Annotated in this window: 11 protein-coding genes; 7 read left to right on the top strand and 4 right to left on the bottom strand. The window is 49.8% G+C overall.

Annotation, left to right across the window (positions count from 1 at the left end; all coding sequences use genetic code 11):
• Positions 1–17: 17 nt before the first annotated feature.
• Complete coding sequence (locus tag AC6R1O_RS11305; RefSeq protein ID WP_500657048.1) at positions 18–1,055, bottom strand: LacI family DNA-binding transcriptional regulator; 1,038 nt, start codon at positions 1,053–1,055, stop codon at positions 18–20.
• A 402-nt stretch (positions 1,056–1,457) separates the two neighbouring features.
• On the opposite strand from AC6R1O_RS11305, the gene AC6R1O_RS11300 reads away from it, so the two are divergent.
• The 7 genes from AC6R1O_RS11300 (at position 1,458) to AC6R1O_RS11270 (ending at position 11,241) form a co-directional block, all read left to right on the top strand.
• The gene (locus AC6R1O_RS11300; RefSeq protein WP_500633550.1) at positions 1,458–2,810 is read left to right on the top strand and encodes an ABC transporter substrate-binding protein; all 1,353 of its coding nucleotides are present in this window, start codon (positions 1,458–1,460) and stop codon (positions 2,808–2,810) included.
• A 121-nt stretch (positions 2,811–2,931) separates the two neighbouring features.
• Positions 2,932–3,942 (top strand): carbohydrate ABC transporter permease, encoded by a 1,011-nt coding sequence (locus AC6R1O_RS11295; protein ID WP_487903479.1) that lies wholly within the window; start codon positions 2,932–2,934, stop codon positions 3,940–3,942.
• The gene (locus AC6R1O_RS11290) at positions 3,942–5,132 is read left to right on the top strand and encodes a carbohydrate ABC transporter permease (RefSeq protein ID WP_500633549.1); all 1,191 of its coding nucleotides are present in this window, start codon (positions 3,942–3,944) and stop codon (positions 5,130–5,132) included. The genes AC6R1O_RS11295 and AC6R1O_RS11290 overlap by 1 nt, the downstream gene beginning before the upstream one ends.
• A gap of 27 nt (positions 5,133–5,159) precedes the next feature.
• Entirely contained in the window at positions 5,160–6,251 is a 1,092-nt protein-coding gene (locus AC6R1O_RS11285) for an ABC transporter ATP-binding protein (RefSeq protein WP_500657047.1), read from the top strand.
• Positions 6,252–6,318: 67 nt separating this feature from the next.
• On the top strand, positions 6,319–7,794 hold the full coding sequence (gtfA, locus tag AC6R1O_RS11280) for a sucrose phosphorylase (RefSeq protein WP_500657046.1): 1,476 nt from the start codon (positions 6,319–6,321) through the stop codon (positions 7,792–7,794).
• A gap of 245 nt (positions 7,795–8,039) precedes the next feature.
• On the top strand, positions 8,040–8,999 hold the full coding sequence (locus AC6R1O_RS11275) for a phosphate/phosphite/phosphonate ABC transporter substrate-binding protein (RefSeq protein WP_500657045.1): 960 nt from the start codon (positions 8,040–8,042) through the stop codon (positions 8,997–8,999).
• A gap of 25 nt (positions 9,000–9,024) precedes the next feature.
• Positions 9,025–11,241 carry a putative bifunctional diguanylate cyclase/phosphodiesterase gene (locus AC6R1O_RS11270; protein WP_500657044.1) on the top strand — a complete coding sequence of 739 codons (2,217 nt, stop codon included), beginning with the start codon at positions 9,025–9,027 and terminating at the stop codon, positions 11,239–11,241.
• On the opposite strand, the gene AC6R1O_RS11265 is transcribed toward AC6R1O_RS11270, so the two are convergent.
• The 3 genes from AC6R1O_RS11265 to AC6R1O_RS11255 are packed head-to-tail and all read right to left on the bottom strand — an operon-like array spanning position 11,242 to position 15,202.
• Entirely contained in the window at positions 11,242–11,802 is a 561-nt protein-coding gene (locus AC6R1O_RS11265; RefSeq protein WP_500657043.1) for a sugar O-acetyltransferase, read from the bottom strand.
• Positions 11,802–13,727, bottom strand: coding sequence for an alpha-amylase family protein (locus AC6R1O_RS11260; RefSeq protein WP_500657042.1), 1,926 nt, complete (start codon positions 13,725–13,727; stop codon positions 11,802–11,804). Before AC6R1O_RS11260 ends, AC6R1O_RS11265 begins: the two co-directional genes overlap by 1 nt.
• Positions 13,721–15,202, bottom strand: a complete 1,482-nt coding sequence (locus AC6R1O_RS11255) for a glycoside hydrolase family 32 protein (protein WP_500657041.1) — start codon at positions 15,200–15,202, stop codon at positions 13,721–13,723. The genes AC6R1O_RS11260 and AC6R1O_RS11255 overlap by 7 nt, the downstream gene beginning before the upstream one ends.
• Between the last annotated feature and the right edge of the window lie 90 nt (positions 15,203–15,292).

Below are 15,292 nucleotides of genomic sequence, written 5' to 3'. Positions count from 1 at the left end.
GGAGACTCCTTAGCAAGTTAACTGCTGGTGCCAACCACCAGCTCTGTGTCCAGTTGGACGGTTTCGTAAGGGATGTGTCCAAGCGCCATTTGCGCCGCCACTTGGCCCTTTTTCATAATCGGTTGAGCAATCGTTGTCAGGCCCGCTTGCGCCGCTTTCGGAATGCCATCAAAGCCGACAACGCGCAGTGTATCGGGCATAGAAAGACCAAGTTCATTGGCCACATCTAGCGCGGCGAGCGCGATTTTGTCACTCATACAGAGCAGCACATCGACTTTTTTCGGGTTGGCCAACGCGCCGCGCAGCATGGTTTTCAGGCTGGTTTCGTCAAGGTCGTGAATCTGCCAGACGTTCTCGTAGGCCAAATCAATCCCGCTTTCTGCCAAAGCTTTTTTATAACCTTCAAAACGACAACGCGAGACGGACTCTTCACTGGTATACAGTGAGCTCAGGTTCGCCAGTGACATGGAGGTCGACGGCTCTAGACGCAGGCCGAGAATCAACACATTGTCATCCGGGCTACGAATGGCGTGTTTAGCGATCTCATAGCACGCGGTGAAGTTATCTACGTTCACGGAAGGAATATCAGGAAGAGAGAAATCCACCGACACCACCGGCTTGTGTTGACGCAAAATCAGGTTGATCACGCTCGGGTCCATCGGCTTACCATAGACGATAAAGCTATCCGGAATGGTTTCCACCTGCGTATTTTGGTAGTTCTCGTGATTGGAGGGCAGCAGCAGCATATTGACGTGTGCTGCGTCCAAGGTTTTTGATATTCCCGCGAGAAATTCGGTCGCCACCGGATCGGTAAAATTGTACGCCAGGCTGTCTGCCAGCAATACACCAATCACGCCTGTTTTTCCCGTTCTTAAACTGCGCGCCGTAATGCTTGGCCCCGTGTAACCAAGCGTTTCACACTCCGCCAAAATCTTCTCACGCAGAGACTGGGAGAGTTGGTTGGGACGATTAAAAGCGTTCGACACCGTCGCGGTCGAGACCCCAAGATGGGCCGCCACGGTTTTCAACGTCGGTTTTCGCCTTTCACTGCTCATCGCACTACCACTCCTTCACTGACTCCCTGAGTGAACCACACCAACGGCGTCGATAGATCAGGGTTATAAGTCACAATTCTAAATCGATTAAGAAGAAATAAGGAACTCACTTGATCACTAAAAATTGATTAGTTTGACAGCGGTCATAGAGTGAGCAGCAAACCAGAGAAAAATTTGATCAAAAGCACAAGATTGAGCAGAAAAACAGGCGAATTTGAAATAACGTCTTATGTTGTTTATTGATAGCTTAATCGATTAAGAAATTACTGGTCTTTATAGAAGTTATAGAATCTTGATGGGTTAAGTCTAGGGAATAACATCAATTATAACAATGAAACAAAGTATCTGAACCCACCCTAACCCATTGAAGGTAAAGGGTATCGAATACATGGAGTCTTACTGATGAAAACCTCTCTACTTGCTGGTGCAATCGCGGTCGCGATTTCTGCTACCTCCGCGTTTGCCGCCGAACTGAAGTACGCACCGGGTGAAGACGCTCGCTTTAATTGGCAGAGCTACGAAGCACTCAAAAATATGGATTTAAAAGGTGAAACCGTCACCGTATTCGGCCCTTGGTTGACCGAAGATAAGGAGCTGGTGGAAAGCGTTATCGCCTACTTCGAAGCGGCAACAGGCGCCGTGGTGAAATACTCTGGCTCAGACTCGTTTGAGCAGCAAATCGCCATCGATGTACAAGCAGGTAGTGCGCCAAACATTGCGATCTTCCCGCAGCCAGGTCTTGCGGCTGATTTGGCCTCAAAAGGCTTCCTAACGCCACTTGAGCCTTCCATGGCCGACTGGATTAATGATAACTATGCGGCAGGCTCATCCTGGGTCGACCTGGGCACATTTACCGGCAAAGATGGTAAAGAAGCGCTCTACGGCTTCTTCTATAAAGTCGATTTGAAATCACTGGTTTGGTATGTGCCTGAAAACTTTGAAGATGCAGGCTACGAAGTACCAGAAACCATGGAAGAGCTTAAAGCGCTTACCGATCAAATCGTCAAAGATGGTGAAACACCTTGGTGTGTCGGTCTAGGTTCTGGCGGCGCAACCGGCTGGCCAGCCACTGACTGGGTAGAAGACATGATGCTGCGCACCCAATCTCCCGCAGATTACGACAAATGGGTTAGCAACGAGCTGAAATTCAACGACGCGAAAGTGGTCGGCGCAATTGAAGAATTCGGTTGGTTTGTTCGCAACGACGCCTACGTGGATGGCGGTGCGCGTGCGGTCGCTGCGACTGACTTTAGGGATTCACCAAAAGGTCTCTTTACCTCTCCGGCCAAATGTTACATGCACCGTCAAGCGTCATTCATTCCAAGCTTCTTCCCTGAAGGAACGGAACTGGGCGCGGATGCGGACTTCTTCTACTTCCCTGCTTATGAGTCGAAAGACTTAGGTAAACCGGTACTGGGTGCCGGCACCATGTGGAGCATCACCAAAGATTCCAAAGCGGCTCGCGCGTTCATGGAGTTCCTCCAATCGCCGATTGCGCATGAAATTTGGATGGCTCAGTCTGGTTTCTTAACACCGCACAAAGGCGCTAACGTGGATGCGTACGGCAACGACACCTTGAAAAAACAAGGTGAGATCTTACTTCAAGCCACAACCTTCCGCTTTGACGGCTCTGACTTGATGCCAGGTAAAATCGGCGCAGGCGCATTCTGGACAGGCATGGTCGACTACAGCGGCGGGAAATCGGCGCAAGATGTCGCCAACGACATCCAAAAAACCTGGGATGCGCTCAAATAGTTCATCTCATCCCATGCGGGCTACCTAATGTAGCCCGCTGATGAGACTGCCGTATTGATGTTCAACCCTCGACAGTCAGCTAAGCGTTTTCTGTCGGTATGGGTTCCAAGTTGAGGTCGTGATGGAGCAACTCTATTCCTCTTTATTTATCATGGCGCTAGGCGTCGCCAGTTGCGTGGTCTACTTTGTCGGCACCAACTGGTTACTTAGCGTGATCTTCCCGACTCGTCGGGTTTCCAATCAGACTATGGCGCAAAACCTGCGTCGCGCCGCAGCGATTCGCCCTTGGCTCTTTCTTGGCCCAGCGTTGGCGTTTTTGGGCCTCTACCTTATTTATCCCGTTTTTGAATCTGTGGTGTTATCACTGCACGATCGAAACGGCTTTGAGTTTGTAGGCTTGAGTAACTACACCTGGCTGTTTAACGATCCGGAGTTTCGTGAATCCCTGTTCAACAACCTATTGTGGCTATTGGTCGTACCGGCTGCCTCGACCTTCTTTGGCTTGGTGATCGCGGCGCTGACCGATAAAGTCAGCTGGGGCAATATTGCCAAAAGCTTGATTTTTATGCCGATGGCCATCTCCTTTATCGGTGCGTCGATCATCTGGAAGTTCGTTTATGACTATCGTGCGTCAGGCTCAGAACAAATCGGTATTTTAAACGCCATCGTCGAACTGTTCGGCGGTACGGCGCAAGCATGGATTACTCTCCCTTTTTGGAATAATTTCTTTTTGATGGTGATCTTAATTTGGATTCAAACCGGCTTTGCGATGGTGATTCTCTCAGCCGCGCTGCGCGGTATTCCCGAAGAGACGGTGGAAGCGGCGGTCCTTGATGGGGCCAATGGCGTGCAAATCTTCTTCAAAATACTCATTCCACAGATTTGGGGCACCATTGCTGTGGTCTGGACCACCATCACCATCTTAGTGCTGAAAGTGTTCGATATCGTCCTTGCCATGACCAACGGTCAATGGAGTACACAGGTGCTGGCGAACATGATGTTCGACTGGATGTTTAGAGGCGGCGGTGACTTTGGCCGCGGCGCGGCGATTGCCGTGGTGATCATGGTCGCGGTTGTTCCTGTTATGGTGTGGAACATGCGCCAAGCCAGCGCTCAAATGGAGGATCGTTAATGTCTCAGCCTCAAACTACAGCACCCAATGTGAGCCAAGCCAAGTTTAGCCTGAGTAAACTTAGGCGCTCACCGCTGACCTTTCTTGTCCACCTTTCGGTGCTCGTCATCGTGATTCTTTGGACACTGCCGACCGCAGGCCTGTTTATCTCCTCATTCCGAGATAAAGATCAGCTTGCCCTGAGTGGTTGGTGGACATCCCTTACCGCATCCGAACAAAATCTCGTTGATCGCACCGGCGATCCCGACACACAAATTCAACGGGGCGATCAGTATGTGCTTGCCGGGCAACTGCTACTTGATGGTGAGCCTGTTGATATTAAAGCATTTGGTTTCTCCTCAAGAGAGCCGACCGCTTACCAACCCGGCGACGTGGCCGAGATGAACGACGGGACATTGACCGTCACTGAAGATGGTCACTATGAAATGGTCTCAAACGAGCCGTTCAAAGGCTCACGTGGCAAACGTATTTTCTATACCGCCGTCGTGCCGCCCAAGTTTGGCTTAGATAACTACCGCGAGGTACTGACCGCAGAGGGGATTGGACGCTCATTCATTAACTCACTCACCGTGACGATTCCCGCTACCATCATCCCGATTTTGATCGCTGCGTACGCTGCGTATGCGCTCTCTTGGATGAAGATGCCCGGTCGCAACCTGCTGATTGCTATGGTCGTTGGCTTGCTTGTGGTGCCATTGCAGATGTCACTGATCCCCTTGCTGCGTCTCTACAACGACATTGGCGCCTTCTTTGGCGTGGGCGCGAAAACCTATCTCGGTATCTGGCTTGCCCACACCGGCTTTGGTCTGCCACTGGCGATTTATCTGCTGCGCAACTACATCTCTAGCCTACCAAGGGAGATCATTGAGTCCGCCAAGGTCGACGGTGCGACAGACTTTGAGATCTTTATGCGCATCGTACTGCCACTCTCCTTCCCTGCCCTTGCCTCTTTTGGCATTTTCCAATTCCTTTGGGTATGGAATGACTTACTGGTCGCGACGGTGTTCTTAGGCACAGGAGAAGAGCACATGGTGCTCACCGCCCGCTTACGCGAACTACTCGGCTCTCGTGGCGGTAACTGGGAGATCCTCACGGCCTCAGCCTTTGTCTCAATTGCTGTACCACTGACCGTATTTTTTGCCTTGCAGCGCTACTTAGTGCGCGGATTGCTTTCTGGCTCTGTGAAATAACCAGCCAAGGATTGAAGAGAATTGATAATGACAGGATTAACACTGACCAACGTAAAAAAAGCCTACGGTGACACCCAAGTCATTCACGGTGTCGATTTGGAGATTGATCAAGGCGAATTTATCGTCTTTGTCGGGCCATCAGGCTGTGGTAAATCCACCTTGCTGCGCATGATTGCGGGGTTGGAAGAGATCACCTCTGGCGATTTGTTTATTGAAGGGGCGAAAGTCAACGATTTGCCTGCGGCGATGCGCGGTATTGCGATGGTGTTTCAAACCTACGCCCTCTACCCGCATATGACGGTTTACGACAACATGGCGTTTGCGATGCGCATCGCGAAAGAGTCAAAAGAAGCGATCCATGAACGAGTAATGGAAGCCGCGCGCATGCTGCAACTAGAACCTTACCTCGACCGTTTACCGAAAGCGCTGTCCGGTGGGCAAAGACAGCGAGTGGCGATTGGCCGCGCGATTGTACGCCAACCAAAAGTCTTCCTTTTTGATGAGCCACTCTCTAACCTCGATGCGGCGCTGCGGGTACAAACGCGTATTGAGATCGCCAACTTAAAAGAGGAGCTCAAGCAAACCACGATGATCTACGTGACGCACGATCAGGTCGAAGCCATGACACTCGCCGATCGCATTGTGGTGCTTTCAGCAGGCAAGATTGAACAGGTCGGCACCCCATTGGAACTCTACACCAATCCAGCGAACGTGTTTGTTGCGCGCTTTATTGGCTCACCTGCGATGAACATTAGCCCCGTCACTCTTGAAGCAGCAGGCAGCGAGTCTCAAATCAAAGCCGAAAGCGGCCTCACCATTACTGTCCCGATCGCAGCGCAGAGCGCATTAGTTGGCGACACCTTGCAAATGGGCATTCGCCCAGAAGATTTTCGCGTCGCCGCAGAGGGGCAAGAACTGATGACGGGCACGGTGCTGTTTGTCGAATCGCTCGGTGAAGTCACGCTGCTGCACATCCAGGTGCCCAATCATGAAGAGTCCATCGTGGCCAAACTGCCGGGTATTCTCGACTATCACAAAGGCGAGCAAATTAAACTGACGGCCGAGCCCGATAAGATTCACTTGTTCAACCAACAAGGTATCTCACTGAAACATCTGTAGTGTGTCTATCGCTCACCCTGTTTGAACAAGAGAGTTTGGACAAGAGAGTGTAAAAAAAGAGAATCCGATGAAAAACCAAGTTCAGTTAATCACTTACACAGACCGCCTAACGGGTGGCGGTCTTCATGCGCTGCGCAACACACTCAGCAACACGTTGAGCGACCTCTTTGGGGGCGTGCATATTTTGCCGTTCTATTACCCAATTGATGGTAGCGACGCGGGATTTGATCCCATTGATCATGCTCAAATCGACCCAAGGCTTGGCGATTGGCCCGATCTCAACGCACTTGGCAAAGACGTTGAAATCATGGCCGACCTTATCGTCAACCATGCCTCTGGCCAATCACCCGAGTTTTTGGATGTGCTGGAGAAAGGCGAAGCCTCTGAGTATTGGTCGATGTTTCTTAAAGAGCGCGATCTGTTTCCAGATGGCATCAGTGAAGAGCAAGCTAAGCGGATCTATCGCCCTCGTCCGGGCAGTTGTTTTAGCGCAAAAACCCTCGCCAGCGGTGAATCCGTCAACTTTTGGACCACTTTCACTGACAACCAAATCGACATCAATGTGGAAACGCAAGCGGGTCAAGCCTACCTTGAGCGCGTACTGACCCTATTTGCTGATAACGGTGTAAAAATCATTCGCCTTGACGCCGCAGGCTATGCGATTAAACGCGCGGGCACCTCCTGCTTTATGATTGAGGATACCTTTGCGTTTATCGATGCCTTATCCAAGCGCGCCAACGCACTTGGCATGGAGACCGTGGCGGAAATTCATAGCCACTATAAAACCCAAATTGACGTGGCGAGCAAAGTCAATCGTGTCTACGACTTTGCTCTGCCGCCACTGGTCCTACACACCCTCTATAGCAATAATGTCGAGGCGTTGGTCAAGTGGCTGACGATCGCGCCACGAAACTGTTTAACCGTGCTCGATACACACGATGGCATCGGCATCATCGACGCTGGTCCTGAAGGTGACAAACCGGGGTTACTCAACGCCGAACAAATCGATCGGCTCGTCGAGACGATTCATCAAAAGAGCCAAGGAGAGAGTCAGCAGGCAACAGGTAGCGCGGCGAATAACCTCGATCTCTACCAAGTCAATTGCAGCTACTATGACGCACTAGGGCGATGCGATTTTGATTATTTGGTGGCGAGAGCCATTCAGTTCTTCAGCCCCGGCGTTCCTCAAGTCTACTACGGCGGTTTGTTGGCAATGCACAACGACATGGCCCTGCTCCATCGTACTCAAGTGGGTCGAGACATCAATCGCCCTTACCTCACACCAGCGCAGTTAGCCGCTGAACGAGGCAAGCCTGTCGTCAACGCCTTGTGTGAACTGATTCGATTGCGTAATCGCAGCGCCGCGTTTGATGGTAGTTTTAGCGTGGCTGGCGAGGGTTCAAGCCTCACGATGGAATGGGTTCATTTAGACAGTCGCGCAACGCTGCAACTTGATTTGGCAACTCGCAGAGCGCAGATTCACCTTGAGGATGCAGGCAATATACGCACGTTCGATTTGCAAACGTGGCTAGACGAGCGTTAAGCATTCTGCGGCCTTCACCCCACTCTATAAACTCATTGAACCGGCTTCTCAGCATGAGAAGCCTTTTTCTGCCTAGCATTTACATTGTAAACCGTGAACTTTCGCTCAAGCTTGATGAGCAGTTTATCATTCATATTGCTCAATATTACGAGTCACACTAGACTTAATTTATTAAGTCAGTTGTTCATTTGTTTAAAACACTGCGCAGACAGTGACGTGTATCTTCTTCAAATAAGGGGAGAGTTATGACACCACGCCACTGGGTTCACATTGCTGTTACCGCCTTGTCCATCGCGTTGCTGTTGAGTTTACCTCGCGTATTCGCGAGCGAATCACCTGAGATTACGCGCGAGCAAACCCTTATTCTTGGCACGCTTAGCTCCAACCCGAAGAAAGCTTTTAAACGTGCGCAGCCCTTTGCCGATTACTTAGCGGCGAACCTCCATCAACATGGTATTGTACAAGCCAAAGTTGTGGTGGCCAAAACTAACCTTCAGCTGGCCAATTGGGTCAAAAGTGGCCAAGTAGATATCGTGTCAGAGACGGTGTATGCCTCGGACGATCTTATCAAGTACAGCCATGCTGAGATGATTGCGCGGCGCTGGAAAAACGGCGTAGCCAACTACGCCTCACTTTTCTTCGTTCATCAAGACTCTGACATCCATACCTTGGATGATTTGGTGGGCAAAGTAATCGTCTTTGAGGATCGTAACTCCACCAGCGCGTTTCTACTTCCTGTCTCTGCGCTCATAGAACAAGGCTATCCGCTGCATGAAGTGACTTCACCCCGCGATCTGCCACCTGCAGATAAAATTGGCTACTTCTTTTCCGATGAGTTCTCATCTGCGGGCGGTGAGTCCAATATGATGAGTTGGGTACATCGTAAAATCGTATCCGCTGCGGCGTTCAGTGATATCGACTGGGAGAAAGAAATTCCGGCACCAATCAAAGAACAGCTGCGCGTTATCTACACGAGCCCCTCTGTGCCGCGTGCGTTTATGCTCGTTCGACCTGACATGGATCCTGTTCTCAAACACGCGATAAGCCAAGTCCTATTCTTGGCAGACCAAGACCCGAACGCCGCGCTGCCACTCAAAAAATACAAGGAGACAGCAAAGTTTGATCCTATTACCGACGATATAGAACAGAGCATCGTCTGGTCTCTGCAACAGAAAGCCCTCGTTAACCAATATCTAGGCCGCTAAATAAGCAGCATCAAGGGGCAATAGGATGAAACTCAAAAGTAAACTGGTCGTTGGTAATATGCTCGCCGTGATACTCACGCTAGGGAGCTTTGCACTCTCTCAATGGCTTATCAACAGCCATTACAATGCCAAGGTACTAGAAGAAAACGGACAGCACATGGCGCAGCGTTTTATCGGCTATGCGAAAAGCCAAGCCGAACAAACGATGAGCTATCTCACTGAAGCGCTGCTTAACCCTATGTACTTTTACGATTTGGATGGGATTGAGCGGATTTTGGAACCGACGCTGCAAAACGTCTCTACGCTCGAAGTCAAAGTGTATGATTTCAATGGTACCGTCATTCACAGAGGCAGCCGTGAAGGGGATGCCTATGGCATGCCCCTGAATGATACCAATGTCGAACAGACGACACTCGGCAAACAGATGGAGTATCTGCACCATGAAGGGAATAGACTTATTATCGCCCGCCCACTGATTCTCAATCAGGAGCTGCTTGGCGGTGTGATGATGGTGTACTCATTGATCGCGATACAGCGTGACATCGCTGAAAACCAAGCGATCATTCAACAAATTAACCAAGCCAGCACAGAGCACAGCACCTTTTTAATTGTGGTGGTCACAGCGGTGATGTGTCTCGTCAGTTTTGTGATTTCAATTGTCATGGCCAACACCTTAATCAAACCCATCACAAAACTGGTGCGTCACTCTCAGCGTATCAGCCGGGGTCACTATCAAAATCTGAATAACATTGAGCGTGGTGATGAGCTTGGTGAGCTAGCCAAAGCCTTTAATGAAATGGACAATAACCTCAAAGAACGCAGTGATGCCATTCAATTTTTAGCTTACAACGATCCACTGACAAAACTACCCAATCGCACCCAGTTTTTGGGCTTTTTAGAGGGATTATTGGAGCAGCACCGCGTGAAGCCCCTGACGTTCGCGATTCTTTTCCTAGACTTGGATGAATTCAAACGCATCAATGACAACTTAGGTCATCAAGCCGGCGATGAGTTACTATGCAGCGTCGCAAGTAAAATCAGCGAGAACTTACGTCACAGTGATTTTGTCGCGAATCTACTCAGTCGTCACGCCAAAGAAAATAGCCTAATTGCCCGCGTCGGCGGGGACGAGTTTTTACTCTGTATTCCTCACATTGATCAACACGCAGCCGGTGACATCGCGCAGCGCCTGGTACACCTGTTTGAAGAACCGATATTACTCCAAGGGGTCAACGAATCCGTGGTCGTTGGCGCAAGTGTTGGTATTGCCCTCTTCCCTGCCAACGGCCAAAGTGCCGAGGAGCTGGTCAAAAACGCCGACATCGCGATGTACGCCGCCAAAACGCAAGGCAAAGGGCGTTACTGCCATTTCACCGCAGAGATGGAATATCAAGTACTCAATCGCGGCGTGATTGAACGAGAGTTGCGGGCGGCAATCATCGACTTTTCTCAATTTGAAATCCACTACCAACCGAAAGTGAATATGCAAACAGGTCGAGTCATCGGCGTTGAAGCGCTGATTCGCTGGAATCACCCAGCCAGAGGGTTAATCGCGCCAAGCGAGTTTATCCCCGTCGCAGAATCCACTGGGCTGATTCTACCCCTCGGCCAGTGGATTATGGAAGAAGTGTGTCTGGCACTGAACAAGTGGCATCAGTTACCGCACACGGATGATTTTCATGTTGCAATCAACCTCTCTGCCAAACAGGTTTATAACCAAGACATTGCCGCACGTCTAGCGGAACTGGTCGACAAACATCAGCTTCACGCCTCGCATCTGCACGTCGAGGTAACGGAAACCGCCTTGATGCTCGATATGGATAAAGCCAAAACAACGCTGGATAAAATCCGTCAATTGGGTATTGAAGTATGGTTGGATGACTTTGGGACAGGTTACGCGTCGCTTGCCTATCTGAGAGAGTTCAACGTCGATGGTTTGAAAATCGACCGTAGCTTTGTGTCTGATATTGAAGAGGATGAGAATGATCGCGCATTGTGCTCGGCCGTGATTTCAATGGCTCAGCAGATGAATATCAAAGTGGTGGCTGAAGGCATCGAAACCGCGCAGCAAGCACGCTACTTACTGAGCGAGCAATGTGAACTCGGCCAAGGGTATCTTTATTCGAAACCTGTTTACGCCGAGGCCATCAGCCGCATTCTCTACCAACAAGCGGAAGAAATGAGCGCCGGCAAGAGCGCCACGCTCTCCGTGGTTCCCCCGACGCTTCGAGATCATGGCTAACTAGCGCTGCTCAATCTCGCGAATCACGCGGCACGGGTTACCTGCGGCAACCACATTCGCCGGAACATCTTTCGTCACAACACTGCCCGCCCCGATAACGGTGTTATCACCAATGGTCACTCCTGGGCAAACAATCACACCACCGCCTAGCCAGACGTTATCACCAATGGTAATCGTGGTACCAAACTCAACGCCCTCTTCGTCACGCCCTTTGACATCTAACGGGTGGCCTGCGGTGTAAAGCTGAACATTGGGAGCGAGCAACACGTTATCGCCAATGTACACCGGCGCCACATCCAAAATCACGCAGTTAAAGTTAGCGTAGAAGTTTTTACCCACATGAATATTACTGCCGTAATCACAACGAAACGGCGGCTCTAAATAGGCCTCTCCCGCATCAGGCAGCAAGCTGTCGATCGCCTCGCGCCATTCTGGGCTGTTGGGAATCGTGTTGTTGAGCTTGAGTAAGTGCTCTCTACAACGGATGCGCTCTTGGTAGAGTGTCTCGTCCCACGCATTGTACGGCTCACCAGCGAGCATTTTTTGTTTTTCGGTTCTCATCACTCAGTTACCTTTAACCAAAGCACATCATATGCTTCGAGCAAAATATCTTCACCGACCAGTTGCTTACCAGACAGTAAATCTCGGGTTCGCCTTGACCCCAAAATATCGCATATTGACGCTGGAATTGATTGTGTGGATTCGGCAAAATTACAGATAGCGAGAAGTTGCTCACCCTTTCCGTTCGTCCGGCAGTAAGCAAAAAGTTGCGAACGATACGTTTCTAAAATCTCTGTTTTTGCATTACCAAACTCTGGGTGATTTCTACGTAGTGCTATCATCTGTTGGAGATCTTGATTGATGCGATACTGATAACTGCCTTTGCTTTCTGCCAATGCGACCGCTTCTGCGCTAATTTGAGGGCGGTTCACCCAGCGCGCATCTTCGCGTTTAAACTCATCATTCAAGTAGCTGTGATCGTTCAAGATACCCAGTTCATCACCTTGATAAATCAGCGGAATACCACCGATGCTCAAGTTGATGCTGTTAAGCAGACGAATACGCATCAATGCGTGCTCAATCGCTTGTGCATCCTCCGCTTCTATTGCTTTTTCTAACCCAGCAAGAGAGGCCAATGAACCACACACGCGGCAATCGCCCGTGGTTGGATTTTCTTGGAATGGGACACCTTGAGAGAATGAACCGTCGAATTTGCCAGTGTAGAACTGGTTTAGGAAGCGGCGATGCTCATAGCCATTAATACCAAGCTGCTCAGCGACTGCATCATCAAACGTCCAGCCAATATCGTCGTGACAACGAATGTAGTTCACCCATGAACACGCATCTGAAATCTCAAAGCTTTTCTTTAAAGATGCCGTCAGAAGATTGGTTTCACGTGTTGCCAAACTTTCCCACATCAGCGCCATCATCAGTGGGTTGTAGGACAACTGACACTCTTCTTTGTCGATGTACTGTGCCACCTCATCTGGATGCACAATCGCTTCTGACTTGAATAACACGGCAGGCGCTGCAATCTGCAAACAGGTGTTGAAACACTGAATCAGAGTATGAGCCTTCGGCAAGCTTTCACATTGGGTCCATTTCTCTTTCCAGATGAACGCCAGTGCATCCAAACGTAATCCTTCACAGCCAATATTGGCAAGGAACAACATCTCATCAGTAATCGCGTTAAATACTGCAGGATTTGAGTAATTGAGATCCCATTGGAAGCTGTTGAATGTCGTCCAAACGTACTTCTCTACATCTTCTAAGAAAGTGAAACTACCACGACGAACGGTTGGGAAGATCTCGCGACAGGTTTGGTTGTACTCATCCACTTCTTTCTTATCGGTGAAAAAGTAGTAAAAATCTTCAAACTCAGGGTTGCCTTTACGCGCTTGCTCCGCCCAGTGGTGTTCATCAGAGGTGTGGTTGAACACGAAGTCCAGCACTAGGCTGACGCCTTCATCACTCAATGCCTCTGCTAACTGCGCCAGATCTTTCTCTGTGCCTAGCTTTGGATCGACCTTGCGGTAATCCGACACGGCATAGCCGCCATCGCTGTCCCCTTCTGGTGCTTTGTAAAGCGGCATCAGGTGTAGATAGTTGATCCCCAGAGACTTGAGGTATGGGAGCTTCATTTGTAGCTTTTTCAAATCACCCGCAAACAGGTCCACATACACAGCCATACCGAGCATTTTTTCACTGCGGTACCAACTTGGATTACCGAGACGCTTTTCATCCAAGTTCTTCCATTTGCGTTTACGACCAGCAAAGGCTTTGGCAAGCACAACCACCAGCTTTTGTAGGTGCAAGAAGAAGTCATAACGCTCACCATAAAGCGAGTGCAGTTGCCCAACTAAAGATGGAAAATACTGCGTCAGACGTTCAAGAAATACCTTCTCATCTTTCTTGGTTAGCTTTGGCAATTCAACCGAATCAAGAACTTGCTGCAGTGCTTGCTGGGTTTGTCGTTCGTTTAACATGTTTTCTCTCCTACCAAGCTAGATACTTGAACGTTGCGCAGTGCCAGCGAGCCGCTATCCACATTCAAGGCGACACTTGCTTGCGTTTCTTTGGCGTAAACAAGGTTGGTAAAGCTGAATTGACCAGCATTGATCAACAACTCGACTGAGCCTTTGTCGATCAACACTTCGACTTGGAATTCATTCTCAATCGGTAAGGTCACGCGATAGTCGTGTGGAAAGTGTTCATCAATGCGTTCCGAGCCAAACTGACCACGACGTACAGAGCGCACTTCTATGCCTTGCTCGACACCAACAAACTCAAAGTAAGCTGGATTGTCTTGGTACACATTTAGGTGCAACGTTTGGCTATCTTGCAGCGTCACATCAGCGCTGAACTTCATGACTTCTTGTAGGCTGTAAAGACTAATCGCTTGTTCGTCACTTGGCTCTGGCGTTTGCACATCGAGACTTAACGCCTGATTAAGCTCTCTCACAAAGCGTTGTCCAACACGTAACCCTGCTTTACCTTCAAACAGGAACAGCTCACGAGGCATGGCCATCGAACTGCGAAACTCTTGGGTTGGTAACTCAAGCGAGTACTGATGATTGCTCATCCATGTACTGACGATACGGCGACCGTCTTCAACTGGGATGTCAGAAAATGATTGAGTCGCGTAGTAATCACGACCGAAATCGAGCCACAATACGGTCTCTGGATAATTGTGATTGATGAAGGTTTCGCCATCAAAGTCACCGATAAAATACTGCGTACCTGCTCCGCCACAGTGAGCGCCTTCACCGATGCCAACCACCAATACCCAACGTGTTTCTCGCGAGCCCTCGATAGTCAGTTCAAACAAGTCTGGACATTCCCACGGGCCTTTACTGTGCGCACCATGACGGTAGCCAAACTCGCTCACTAAACGCCAATCCAATAGGTTGGTCGAACGGTAGAACTCGATATGTTGACCGCAAGACACCACCATCACCCACGCTTGGCTTTGCTTATGCCAAATCACCTTAGGGTCACGGAAATCCGGATTACCCCGTGCAGTAATGATCGGTGCGCCGTTGGCGAACTTCTTCCACGTCATGCCATCTTGGCTATAAGCGAGGGACTGCTGCTGAATTGGGTCTTCAACTTCAGTGCCATCAGCCAATCTCACTTTAGGTTGAATGAACGAGGTGTAGAACGCCAATAAGCCTGGTTTTCCGGCCTCAAATAAACCTGAGGTGTTATGCCAATCGACAATCGCACTGCCCGAGAAACACATGCCAGATTCATCTGGATACAGTGCTGGCTCAAGCTCTTGCCAATCTATCAGGTTGGTGCTGATTTTGTGTCCCCAGTGCATTGGCCCCCAAACTGTATCGCTTGGGTAATACTGGTAGAACTGGTGATAATGACCGTTGAAGAACACCAATCCGTTTGGATCGTTCATCCAACCTGAGTTAGGCGTCATATGCAATAGAGGGCGATACTTTTCGCTCATAAGCCAATCCAATGTTGTTGTGAATATTTCTAGGTTTGGACGCGACGAAAAATGGAGCCGGAACAGGCTCCCAAAACGGACGCTACGCAG

This window comes from Vibrio sp. R11-SG3-ISO3-SZ (assembly GCF_059834345.1).
Note: the sequence above shows the minus strand (reverse complement) of the source record. Positions and strands in the feature narration are given on the sequence as shown.

Bases quoted from the DNA above. Each gene is read 5' to 3' on its own strand.
- AC6R1O_RS11305 (WP_500657048.1), bottom strand. From the start codon at position 1,055: ATGAGCAGTGAAAGGCGAAAACCGACGTTGAAAACCGTGGCGGCCCAT.
- AC6R1O_RS11300 (WP_500633550.1), top strand. From the start codon at position 1,458: ATGAAAACCTCTCTACTTGCTGGTGCAATCGCGGTCGCGATTTCTGCT.
- AC6R1O_RS11295 (WP_487903479.1), top strand. From the start codon at position 2,932: ATGGAGCAACTCTATTCCTCTTTATTTATCATGGCGCTAGGCGTCGCC.
- AC6R1O_RS11290 (WP_500633549.1), top strand. From the start codon at position 3,942: ATGTCTCAGCCTCAAACTACAGCACCCAATGTGAGCCAAGCCAAGTTT.
- AC6R1O_RS11285 (WP_500657047.1), top strand. From the start codon at position 5,160: ATGACAGGATTAACACTGACCAACGTAAAAAAAGCCTACGGTGACACC.
- gtfA (WP_500657046.1), top strand. From the start codon at position 6,319: ATGAAAAACCAAGTTCAGTTAATCACTTACACAGACCGCCTAACGGGT.
- AC6R1O_RS11275 (WP_500657045.1), top strand. From the start codon at position 8,040: ATGACACCACGCCACTGGGTTCACATTGCTGTTACCGCCTTGTCCATC.
- AC6R1O_RS11270 (WP_500657044.1), top strand. From the start codon at position 9,025: ATGAAACTCAAAAGTAAACTGGTCGTTGGTAATATGCTCGCCGTGATA.
- AC6R1O_RS11265 (WP_500657043.1), bottom strand. From the start codon at position 11,802: ATGAGAACCGAAAAACAAAAAATGCTCGCTGGTGAGCCGTACAATGCG.
- AC6R1O_RS11260 (WP_500657042.1), bottom strand. From the start codon at position 13,727: ATGTTAAACGAACGACAAACCCAGCAAGCACTGCAGCAAGTTCTTGAT.
- AC6R1O_RS11255 (WP_500657041.1), bottom strand. From the start codon at position 15,202: ATGAGCGAAAAGTATCGCCCTCTATTGCATATGACGCCTAACTCAGGT.